This is a genomic window from Vibrio sp. 1069 (genome assembly GCF_033340555.1).
The window spans coordinates 1-610 of sequence record NZ_JAWOWP010000563.1; the positions used below are offsets into that span (position 1 = coordinate 1).

The following is a 610-nucleotide window of genomic DNA, read 5'->3' on the forward strand; positions in this document are numbered from 1 at the left end:
GCGGAAGCGCAACTTCTCAATGCGCCACCTTGGACCGCAGCTCTGACCATCCAACTCGCGCTAGTCAATAAGCTTGGCTACGTATCAGACGAAGGTGTAGACATGCACCTAATTGGTTTAGCAGAGAAAAAGCACCTCCCTGTCCTCTCGTTAGAATCGGTGCAGTTTCAAATCGATCTTATTGCTGGTCAGCCAAATGGTGGGCAAGAAATGCTGCTGTCCTCGATAGACGAATACGAAGGTGGTGACAAGCTTGTACAGTGTTTGATAGAAAGCTGGAAAAGTGGTGATGGCAGTATGCTGGAAGAGGCATCTTTAACAGACAAAGCGACGGAAGATTTTAACGAAGCGTTCTTATATTCTCGCAACCGTGATTGGGCGAAAAAACTCGATACTGGTAGTGTGCTGCCTAAAAAGTCAGGTCGCTACACCGTTGTGGTTGGAAGTCTGCATCTGGTGGGTAAAGACAACCTTATCGATTTGCTCGCACAACGAGGATTTGAAATTACCTCGCTTGGTAAAACACGCAAAGCAAAGTGCAATATTTAAAACCCAGCCAAAACCATCATTACACATGCGAAAAAGGCTCTACATTTCTGTAGAGCCTTTT

General features: G+C 45.9%; 1 protein-coding gene. It reads left to right on the forward strand.

Annotation, left to right across the window (positions count from 1 at the left end; genetic code table 11):
• The coding region (locus R7040_RS27755; RefSeq protein ID WP_318097788.1) for a TraB/GumN family protein at positions 1-549 on the forward strand (549 nt) is incomplete at its 5' end.
• Positions 550-610: the final 61 nt, after the last annotated feature.